Source organism: Streptomyces sp. NPDC127114, from assembly GCF_042677525.1.
GTDB lineage: Bacteria > Actinomycetota > Actinomycetes > Streptomycetales > Streptomycetaceae > Streptomyces.
This window is the reverse complement of sequence record NZ_JBHXTJ010000054.1, coordinates 15,038-24,775: the sequence shown is the minus strand read 5'-3', so window position 1 is coordinate 24,775 and position 9,738 is coordinate 15,038. Positions and strand designations below refer to the sequence as shown.

Annotated in this window: 9 protein-coding genes and 5 pseudogenes; 9 read left to right on the top strand and 5 right to left on the bottom strand. The window is 67.5% G+C overall.

Annotation, left to right across the window (positions count from 1 at the left end; genetic code table 11):
* Positions 1–69: 69 nt before the first annotated feature.
* A complete protein-coding gene (locus ACFVGS_RS33435; protein ID WP_385695812.1) occupies positions 70–561 on the bottom strand; it encodes a MarR family winged helix-turn-helix transcriptional regulator in 492 nt (163 codons plus the stop codon).
* Between the two features lie 172 nt (positions 562–733).
* Between ACFVGS_RS33435 and ACFVGS_RS33430 the strand changes: the two genes are divergently transcribed.
* From ACFVGS_RS33430 to ACFVGS_RS33400, 7 genes and pseudogenes are all read left to right on the top strand, one after another.
* A complete protein-coding gene (locus ACFVGS_RS33430) occupies positions 734–1,864 on the top strand; it encodes a GDSL-type esterase/lipase family protein (RefSeq protein WP_385695809.1) in 1,131 nt (376 codons plus the stop codon).
* A 248-nt stretch (positions 1,865–2,112) separates the two neighbouring features.
* Positions 2,113–2,304, top strand: a pseudogene (locus tag ACFVGS_RS33425) (IS21 family transposase); the annotation flags it as partial.
* A gap of 87 nt (positions 2,305–2,391) precedes the next feature.
* Positions 2,392–2,970, top strand: a complete 579-nt coding sequence (locus ACFVGS_RS33420) for an ATP-binding protein (protein ID WP_385695806.1) — start codon at positions 2,392–2,394, stop codon at positions 2,968–2,970.
* Positions 2,971–3,111: 141 nt separating this feature from the next.
* Positions 3,112–3,909: a DUF5958 family protein gene (locus ACFVGS_RS33415; RefSeq protein ID WP_385695803.1), complete on the top strand. Its 798-nt coding sequence runs from the start codon at positions 3,112–3,114 to the stop codon at positions 3,907–3,909.
* Positions 3,910–4,155: 246 nt separating this feature from the next.
* The gene (locus ACFVGS_RS33410; RefSeq protein WP_384408046.1) at positions 4,156–5,727 is read left to right on the top strand and encodes an ISL3 family transposase; all 1,572 of its coding nucleotides are present in this window, start codon (positions 4,156–4,158) and stop codon (positions 5,725–5,727) included.
* A gap of 25 nt (positions 5,728–5,752) precedes the next feature.
* Positions 5,753–6,106, top strand: coding sequence for a hypothetical protein (locus ACFVGS_RS33405; RefSeq protein WP_384408048.1), 354 nt, complete (start codon positions 5,753–5,755; stop codon positions 6,104–6,106).
* Positions 6,107–6,452: 346 nt separating this feature from the next.
* Positions 6,453–7,010: a hypothetical protein gene (locus ACFVGS_RS33400; RefSeq protein ID WP_385695800.1), complete on the top strand. Its 558-nt coding sequence runs from the start codon at positions 6,453–6,455 to the stop codon at positions 7,008–7,010.
* Between the two features lie 107 nt (positions 7,011–7,117).
* Here the strand turns inward: ACFVGS_RS33400 and ACFVGS_RS33395 are convergent.
* Positions 7,118–7,282, bottom strand: a pseudogene (locus ACFVGS_RS33395) (ATP-binding protein); the annotation flags it as partial.
* A 15-nt stretch (positions 7,283–7,297) separates the two neighbouring features.
* Here ACFVGS_RS33395 and ACFVGS_RS33390 point away from each other — a divergent pair.
* Positions 7,298–7,702, top strand: a pseudogene (locus tag ACFVGS_RS33390) (primase-like DNA-binding domain-containing protein); the annotation flags it as partial.
* Positions 7,699–8,100, top strand: a complete 402-nt coding sequence (locus tag ACFVGS_RS33385; RefSeq protein ID WP_385695798.1) for a DUF6009 family protein — start codon at positions 7,699–7,701, stop codon at positions 8,098–8,100. The pseudogene ACFVGS_RS33390 and the gene ACFVGS_RS33385, both read left to right, overlap by 4 nt.
* 339 nt (positions 8,101–8,439) lie before the next feature.
* Here ACFVGS_RS33385 and ACFVGS_RS33380 read toward each other — a convergent pair whose 3' ends face one another.
* The 3 genes and pseudogenes from ACFVGS_RS33380 to ACFVGS_RS33370 all read right to left on the bottom strand — a co-directional run.
* Positions 8,440–8,985, bottom strand: a complete 546-nt coding sequence (locus ACFVGS_RS33380; protein ID WP_385695796.1) for a hypothetical protein — start codon at positions 8,983–8,985, stop codon at positions 8,440–8,442.
* Positions 8,982–9,239, bottom strand: a pseudogene (locus ACFVGS_RS33375) (transposase); the annotation flags it as partial. The gene ACFVGS_RS33380 and the pseudogene ACFVGS_RS33375, both read right to left, overlap by 4 nt.
* 96 nt (positions 9,240–9,335) lie before the next feature.
* Positions 9,336–9,403 (bottom strand): annotated as a pseudogene (locus ACFVGS_RS33370) (hypothetical protein); the annotation flags it as partial.
* Positions 9,404–9,738 lie beyond the last annotated feature (335 nt).

Below are 9,738 nucleotides of genomic sequence, written 5' to 3'. Positions count from 1 at the left end.
TGTGTCCGAAGGCACCTGGGCGGGTCGGCGCGCCGGACTCGTGGTCGCCTGGCGGGGCGCGTGCTCCTACTACTTTGCGTGAGAGGGGGGTGGAGCGGTGTTTTTTGCGGCGTTGGGGTGTACGGCATCGCGCAGGGTCCGCAGGTCGGTGACCAGGTCGCGCAGGCGTTGTGGGGTGAAGAGGCCTGTGAACCAGCGCTCGATCTCGTCGAGGTGGTCGGCCAGTACCCGGCGCAGTCGGTCTGAGCCTTCGGCGGTGAGGACGGCGTAGGTGCTGCGCCGGTCCTCGGTGCTCGACTCTCGGCGTACCAGGCCGCCGCGCTGCAGGCGGTCGACCAGTCGGGTGACGCCGCTGGTCGACAGGAGCAGTTGGGCGGCGAGGTCGGTCATCCGCAACTGCCTTTCGGGGGAACGGCTCAGCCGCATCAAGGCGCCGAAGTCCAGCGAGGACAGGCCTGCCTTCTCCAGGGTCGGCGCCAGCTTGGCGTGCAGGCCGTCGTGGGCTTCGAAGAGGAGGCCGGCCGCGGTCAGGCGGGGGTCGTCGAAGACATCGGGGTCCATGCCCCGCATCCTAGCCGAAGGTACTTGCTGTGCGGATAGTTGACGTGCGGAATATATGCAGGGTAGGTATTTACTTGCCGCGGGGATATTCCTCGCCGCAAGTAAATGGGGCCTGGTCATCGGACTCCGCCGGACTGTGCAACGCCCGAACCACGACAAGGAGTTCACCACCATGACGACGACCTGGGTCGCAGGCTTCCGCTCCGCCGTCCTCAGCCCCTACGAAGGCATCCAGCTCAAGCCGTCTCGCGGTTTCCACGGCCACACGCTGCGCCAGATCCTCCACCTCGACGGCGGCGGCGAGGCGGTGCGGGTGCTCCTGAGCAACGAGTACGGCAAGGAACCCCTGGTCATCGATGCGGCAGGGCTGGCCGTCCGCACCACTGGCAGCGCCGTCGACCCGGCCACCGACACCGAGCTGCGCTTCGGCGGCGCGACGGAGGTGGTCATCCCCGTCGGCGAGCGGCTCCGTAGCGACCCGGTCGCCTTCGCGGTGTCCGCCGGGACCGATCTGGCGTTGACCCTTCACCTGCCCGAGGACACCGGCCTGGCGACGTACTCCCACACCCCGTCGCAGAACGCCTACGTGCTGCCCGGCGACGTGGCCGCGGCGGACTTCACGGGCGCCGAGGAGATCGACGGCCGCTACTACGTCACCGGCGTCGACGTCCTCGCCCCCGAGGACACCGCGATCGCCGTCGCATTCGGTGATTCCTGGTTCGAGGGCGTCGGCACCTCGACCGGCACCAACCAGCGCTTCCCCAACCAGCTGAACCGGCGCCTCGAACGCGGATGGGTGGTCAATCAGGGCATCGGCGGCAATCGCCTGCTGACCGACGAGGTCGGCCCGCGCGGCCTGGACCGCTTCGAGCGCGACGTCCTGCAGGTGCCTGGCGCCACCCACGTGCTCTTCCACTTCGGCCTCAACGACGTGGGGCTGCCGGGCACGCTCGGCGAGCCCCCGGCGACCGCCGAGGACTTGATCGCGGGCTTCACCGCGCTCGCCGGCCGCGCGCGCTCGGCCGGACTGGCCACCGTCGGTATGACGATGGGCCCGTACGCCGGCACCGTCTACCCCGGCGTCGACACCCCCGAAGGCCGCGCGGTCCGGCGCGAGGTCAACGCGTGGCTCCGCACCTCCACCGTCTTCGACGCCGTGGTCGACGTCGCCGCGGCCGTCCAGGACCCCGCCGCACCGGACTCCATCCGCGCCGACCTCGACAGCGGCGACCACCTCCACCTCAACGACGCGGGCGCGCACGCGATGGCCGCTGCCGTCGACCTCGCGCACGTGCGCCTGTGACAGCACTCTCGGGAACCGGCCGGGCCGGACGTGCTGCCGCCGCCGCCGTAGCCTGGAGCGGCGACACGACCGTTTAAAACTCCCTCGTCGGCCGCGGCAAGTCGACGACCGCAGCGTAGGTGAAGAGTTTTTAATAGATCGCCTTCCAGATGCGGACACCGGTCTGGTGACGTAGCCAGGCGTCAGAGATCGGCGACGCCTGCCGCGACGTCGTTGACCAGCTGCTGGAAGTCAACGTCCCCTATCGGCTCCGAGCTGCCCAGGGGGTCCTCGGCCTGCGGAAGAAACGAGATGCGGCTGGAAGCCGCCTGCGCGATGGCCATCGCGGTCGGCGACCCTCCTACCGCACCATCAAGGGCATCCTCATCGCCGGCACCGAGACCGATCCCGAGCCCGAGACCAGCGGAGACGCCGGGGCCGCGGCCTTCTTCCATGGCCCCGCCCGGCTCTTCGCCGCCGTCGTGACCCCGAGACGACGGACGACGACCACAACGACCAGGCCCACGACGAAGCCGAGGTGAAACCCGATGACCGTGATGGACGCCGCTCTGCGGAAGTTGCTCAAGACCTTGCGACTGTCCGGCATGCTGGAAACCCTCGACGCCGCTTGGCCCAGGCCCACGGCGGCGAGCTCGGTCACCTCGACTTCCTCCAGTTCTCTGCCAGGACGAGATCACCCGCCGGGAGACCGTCGCGTTCCAACGGCGCCTGCAGCGGGCGAGCAGCAGGTAACCCTGGAGGAGTTCGACTTCACCGCCTCATCGAAACTGCCCGCCGCCCAGATCCGTGACCTGGGTGCACTGCGCTGGCTGCATGCCGGCGAGTCGGTCATCCCCTTCGGCCCCGTCGGCGTCGGCAAGACCCACATTGCCCAGGCCCTCGGCCACCTCACCGTCCGGCAGGGCGCCCACGTCCGCTTCGCCAAGACCAGCCGCATCCTCGCCCAGCTGGCCGGCGGCCACGCGGACCGCACCTGGGAGAAACGGATCCGCGAACTCGTCCGTCCCGACGTCCTCATCCTCGACGACTTCGCCATGCGGCAATGTCCGCGGCCCAGGCCGACGACCTCTACGAACTCGTCTCCGAGCGGCAGGGACGCTCGCTGATCATCACCAGCAACAGGGCGCCCAGCGACTGGTACCCACTCTTCCCCAACCTGTCGTCGCCGAGTCCCTCAAGCGGCCCGGGAATCCCACCGACAAGACCAAGTAGGAAAAACCGGTGGACGTCGTCGCGATACTGCCGTCATGGCCGTCACTCAGCAACTCGCCCGCATCGCGGCGGAGTATCTCGCCTCCTGCCGCCAGTCAGCCGACGCATCACCGGATGGAGATCCGCTCTGGGATCCACCGTCGGCGGACGTCCTCGACCTGGACTGGGCACCGTTCCTGATCGAACGGGTCTGCGAGCTGGGAGGTCTCGACGGCGTTCATCGGAATGCTCTCCGGCAAGCTCTCGAGGGCGAGACTGCCATCGACCTCGCCTTCCTCAACACGCATCCGCATGCCATCGCCCCCTTCGGGCCAGACCCCACGACCCTCTCAGCGGTTCAAGTGGATCGTGTTGCGCAACTGCTCGGAGAGATCGGCTTTCCGGCCCTCCTGGCCGCCCTGCCGACAGACGAAGCGGAGGCCGCCACGTTGATCGGCAACGGCGCGGACAAGATCGTCGGGGGCCCGAAGAAGTACGTGCTGGGGCACTTCAACGCCATGCGCAAGTTCTACCGGGGTGCATCCCAACGGCAACTTCTCGTCGTGCTCTGGTGGGACTGTCGCCGACTGCCTCACCGTCGGCTCAGGTCAGCAGCTAGGGAATTACGTGAACTTCCGCCTGGGGAATTACGCGATCCTCGACATGCGGTGATGATGTGCATGGACCCGCCCCGCTACGGGTTCGTGGGCCTGCCCTCCGCCGAACACGTCACGGCGTTCCGCGTCCTCGTTTCCGTGTTCGCCGTGACTGGCACCCGCCGCCGCGAGACGTACTGCAAAGGCGCCTGCGGACATGCATGGCACAACCTGCCACCGACACCCGAGCGATCGTAGTATCGGCCATTCCGGCTCTGGCTGGGCTGGCCATCGGGCGGCCCCCTCCCGAGTGACATCCCTCGGCAGGCCAGCGCGCGTTGCGGGTGGGGAGAAGAGTGAGCAGGTCCGGGGAATCCCCTGAGTACCGGGTGGGGAAATTCAAGGCTCTGACCGCTATTTCGTGAATCCCCAGGTCGGCAAGGCGCGTGCGGGAACGTTTCGTCAGGGGATCTCTGGATTGTGGGGGTCTGCTCGCTGGAAGATGTGCTGTTCCCGGAAATCGATGTGCGGTTGGAGCAGGTGGACTTCACCGCGGAGACTGTGGTTGTGGTGGCGGTGGCATGCGGCCCGGCACCGCGGTGTCCCGGCTGCCAAGCCCGTGCCCGCCGTGTGCACTCCTCGTATGAACGCGGTCTGGCTGAGCGCCCGCTGACCGGGAGGAAGTTGCAGGTCAGGTTGCGGGTCCGTCGCTTCTTCTGTGACCGCTCCTCCTGCCACAGGAAGACGTTCGTCGAGCAGGTCAGAGGGCTGAGCGAACGCTATCGACGCTCCAGCCTCGGTCTGAAGAGGTGGCTTCACGCGGTCGCGGTCGAACTCGGCGGCCGTCCCGGTGAACGGCTGTGCCGCCAGTTGTCTCTCTCTGCGGGCCGCAGCCGGCTCCTTGAGCTGCTGGATTCGCCACCGGTGCCGGAGCGGGCCCCGCGAGTCCTCGGCGTCGACGAGTTCGCATTCCGCAAGGGCCGCACCTACGGAACGCTCCTCGTCGACGTGGAAGCCCGGCAGGTCGTTGACGTCCTGCCCGACCGCACCTCGGAGACCTTCGCCAACTGGCTTCGCGACCATCCCGGCGCCGAGATCATCTGCCGCGACCGGGCCTCGGCCTACACGCGAGCGGTCAAAGAAGCCGCACCACACGCCCTGGAAGTCGCGGACCGCTGGCACCTGCTCCAGAACCTGGCCGCAGCAGTCGAGAAGACCTGCCACCAGCACCGCGCCTGCCTGCGCAAACGCGCCGACGAGGAGACCGGAAACATCTCGGCGGCACCACCGCTGATGGACCTGCCCCTCCATGAGCTGCCCCGGACGCAGATCATCGAACGGACCCGTCACCGCCACGCGGACATCCACCGCCTGGTGGCCGCCGGCTGGACTATCAGCGCCATCGCCCGCCGCCTGAACCTCGACCGCAAAACAGTACGACGCTTCCGCGACACCGACCTCGACCAACTTCTCGCTTCCGCCTACGAGCGACGCCCGGCAGGCGTACTGGAGCCGTTCAAGCCGTATCTCAACACCCGGTTCACCGAGTCGCTCGGCCAGGTCAGCGGCAGCCGCCTCTTCCTCGAAATCCGAGAACGCGGCTACCGCGGCAGCCGCCAGGTAGTCCGCAAACACCTCGCCGCCCTCCGCGCCGGCAACGCCGAACCCGTGCGAGCCGATATCCCCAGCCCCCGGAAGATCACCGCCTGGATCATGCGCCCTCGCGAGACCCTCACCGACCAGCAGGAGGAACGACTGCTGGAAGTCCGGCTCGCCTGCCCCGACATCACGCGGAGCTGTGACCTGGCGCGAACCTTCTCCGACCTGGTCCGCAACCGCCGCGGCTTCTTGCTGAACGACTGGATCCGCCAAGCCGAACAGGACGCCCCGAAACCGATGAGCGGCTTCGCAGGCTTCCTCCGCCAGGACCTCGACGCCGTCATAGCCGGCCTCACCCTCGAATGGAGCTCCGGCGTCGTCGAGGGCCACGTCAACAGGGTCAAGACCTTGAAGAGGGCGATGTACGGCCGGGCCTCGTTCGAACTCCTGCGGACCCGCATCCTCACTCAGCCATGACGCGGAATGCCCGATACTTACGCGGGTGGGCGTACCTACCAGCGACAACAGCGACCGGCCGCTCGATGCCGCCTTCGCCGACATGGCCAACAACGTCTGCGGCGTCCTCGAAAGTGGCGTCGACCCCGCCCTGGTGGCATCCCGCTTGGGCTCACTTGGCTGGAGGACACGGTCCGCCTCCTGGTACTCCTACCAAGCCGAGACCGCTTGGTGCCGCATCGAAATCGATCAGACCGACGACGGGGTAACGCTGATCAATGGCGTGATCGCCCCTCATCGGATCGGCGACCTGTCCACGCTCTTCGCCAGACTCGGCTGGCAGCACAGCGTCGAACTCTCTGACGAGAACGACAACGTCGTCGAAGAGCGCCGCCACTGACCGGTGGCATCACGAAACTGCGGTCAGAGCCATTATCAACGAGCCTCAATGGATCCCGAGTCCCGCCGGCCGGGCCGGCCGAAGCCGGGCATGCCCCTGCCGCTGACCGCACTGCCGCACGTCCCCGCGCCCCGGTATGGCCGCTGGCCGCACCGGGCACTGTCGCCGGGCTTCCTGAAGACAGGCCGTTGCCTGCGGCGGCCACGAGAGGGCCGTCCCTCCATGGTCGGACGATGTCCGGGCCGCGATGCACGAGCCCGGTATCTCGTCGGTCGCTACGTAGGTGGGAACCAAGAACGTATGTAGGCGGGTTTGGAGACGTTCTGGCCTCGGCGGTGGCCTCCCTGTGGGCGAGTTCTGGGAACGCCCTCCCGGCAGGCTCGCGGTCGATGTGCTCCGTGAGGCGGAATGGGGGCGCTCGGCGTCGCTGGTGTCGATAGAACGGGGGTGCGTGGTGGGGACGATCCTCAAGGGCATGAGCCGTGTTCGGTGGCACGAGCTGACGCACGCGTATGGATCAGCGGAAGAGGTCCCGAGCCGGCTGTCGCGGGTGGCGTGGGGCGATGCGCTAACCAGCGCTTCAGCTTTGAGTGATCTCGGGCTCTGGCTTGGTGAGCTGTCCGTCTTCGATGCGACTGCCGAGGCGGTTCCGTTCCTGTGGGATCTCGCGGTGACTGACTCTGTCGCCAGCCGCTCCGGTGTGATCCAGCTGCTCATGACGGTCCTTGAACAGACCAATCCTCCTCGGCTCGACATTCCATACGCGGTCCACCAGGCCGTGCTCGACGGCCGAGGCCTGGCAGACAGGCTGGGCGGTGACGGAGATCCCGCCGTGCAGGCAGCGGCTCAGGACTTGATGGCCGCGATCGACAACCACGTGTGTGAGGCCTGCCGTCCCGCTTGACCACAGGCCTGTTGTTGCTGCCCTGGTGACCGTCCACCGCACCGGGGAATGTGGCGCCAACGCTTTTCGTCACTGACGCTCTGCTGTTCGGCGCGTGCTCGGTTGGTGGCCAGGTGGTAGGAGTCGGTGCCGGTCTCGATGATGTTGCCGTTGAAGGTGAGGCGGTCGACGATGGCCGCGCAGAGGCGGGGGCCGGTGAAGGTCTTGGTCCAGCCGGAGAAGGACTCGTTGGAGGCGATGGCGACGCTGTTCTTCTCCTCGCTCTGGAGAAGTGGCCCACCGGGTCCCGCATCGACAACCTCGCCGACATCCTCGTCGCCGAGGAAGGCCCCGGCATCCTCAACTGGCTCATCGACGGCGCCCGCCGCTACCTCGCCGGCGAGAAGGACCTCACCGGCCCCGACAAGGTCCGCATCGCCACCAACGCCTACGCCGAGACCGAGGACCACACCGGCCGCTTCTTCGACGAGGCATGCCTCATCAACCCCGACTGCCGCACCGAGCAGAAGACCCTCTACGACGCCTACCGCGGCTGGTGCCAGAGCGAGGGCTGCATCCCCATGAGCAACCGCACCTTCGCCGCCCGCGCCCGCGAACTACTCGGCCTCGCCTCCCCGAAAGAGATGATCTTGTCGAATTCGAGGAAGTACTACCCTGGCATCGGACTGCTCGCCAACGAGGAGACGGCATGAGTTCCCTGATCAGCGAGAACGATCTCAAGCACGAGAACGAACTCGTCTGGCTCGAGGACATCACCCACCTCGACTACGTCCGCCAGAGCCTCGACCGCCTACCCACCCGCACGGGCAAACCCGCCTACCACCGCGACGGCCGCATGGTCGGCTACGCCACCCTCGCCACCGACGCCAAGGCCTCCCGCGCCTCCGGCACCTTCCGCCGCCGCGTCTTCTGGCTCCTCCCGCACGACCGCGACACCGAACCCGACGGCCTCTACGCCAGCTCCGCCCCGGCCGAGGCCATCGACCCCGCGACCCTGCAGCCACGCACCAAGGGCAGGAAGACCGAACGGTCAGAAGGCGGCCCACCGTCCAGCGCGATGCAGGCACTTGGGATAACGCTCCCACTCTGACCCAGGCCCGCCGCAGCTACCGAAGCGACTCAAGCGACCGAACTTCCGACATCACCACACCTTTCTGAAGCAGCCCGTCCAGGACTATGTGCTGCGCCAGGATGAGGATCATGAGCGCTGTCGCCATACCAAGCCGGCCGAGCTCCTGGCCGCGCTGCGCCCAGAAGCCGAGCGATCGTCCCGGTGATCGGCCGCAGCGAGGACGGCGGCCTGGTGGTGGTTGATGCCGTCACCCTGGGCCGGGCTCAGAGCATTCCCCTCTCTGCCCTTCGGCCCGCCGGAAGTGCTCTATCGGAGCCAGCCTGCGAAGTTGGATACGTCCTGGTTAGAAGTTGTTTCTTATGACTGAGCGAGCTCCGGTTTCTCGCATGAAGTGCGGAGTTCTGTCAGCGCGTCCCAGCCGCTTCCCTGCGTGAAGAGGCGGCGGATGGTGCCCTGGTCTGTGTTCAGGATGACGTAGTGCTCAGGACGAAGGGACATACCCCAGGGCTCGCGGCTGTGGATGCGGGCCAGACTCTGGCCGCATGCTGTGCAACTGGTCCAAGGAACCAGGACGAGCTGCTCGCCCAGGCCGACTGTGGTCGCAGGCAGGGGTGTGCTGGCCGTATTTTCGATCAGGTGCAGGGCTGAGGTGGTGCCACTGCCGGGGCACTGGGAGAGGCGAGGCTCAAGTGGAAGGGGCCACATTCCCCAGGCCTCGCAGACAACCGCGATCTCGGCCCGAGTGGTCTCGTCTATGGGTACTTGGTGCTGCAGCAGGGCGGAGACAAGCAGTTCGAGGCCGCCTTCCTGTTCGCCGATGCCCCAGGAGTCCACGACGACCTGGGCGTCGTCGGGCGGCAGGAGAGCGGCGAGCCGGTGCCATACGGCAGCTTCATTGGTCATGTCGGGAGAGTAGTGCGGGCGAGTCGGCGGTGGCCGATCAGGGCTGCGGCTATACCGACGAACGCGAGGAAGTGTTCCGCCTTGCGTTCGTAGCGGCGGGGGAGGCGCCGGCAGCCTGCGAGCCAGGACGCCGTTCTCTCGACCACCCAGCGATGTCGGCCCAGCCGTTGCGCAGACTCGCCCTGCGGGCAATGCGGTGGCGGATTCCACGCACGCGCAGCCACCGGCGCAGGTAGTCGTAGTCGTAACCCTTGTCGGCGTGCAGCTTCGCCGGCCGCCGTCGCTGCGGCCCGCGTCGGGACCGTATGGGCGGGATGCCCCGCACGAGCGGCTTCAGGCCCTGGCTGTCGTGCATGTTGGCCCCGGAGATGCCCAGGGACAGCGGCAGCCCGTTCTTGTCGGTGTCGCCCGCGCTCACCCCGACTGGGCCTCAGGCGGCATCGCCCGACTCTTGGTGGGCCGGCGACCAGCGGCCGGGCGGGTTCGCGCGACGCCAATGCACTCGTTCAGATGACCTGTCCTTCCAACCTCTGGCAGCGGGCTGGACGGGCCGAGATGTCAGTGGGGCGTCGTACGGTTCGCCCAAGTGGCGTTGTTGTAAGGCCCGCTCGCAGTTCGCTGCGGGCCTGGCCTTGGCTGGCGCTGTTCTTCAAGGTGGCCACATCCGCGCTTGCACCTGGATGAGCGCATTGTGCCTGGTCACAGGCTTGGGTGACCCTAGACCGCGCTGTAAGGACGGTATAAGGTCACTCT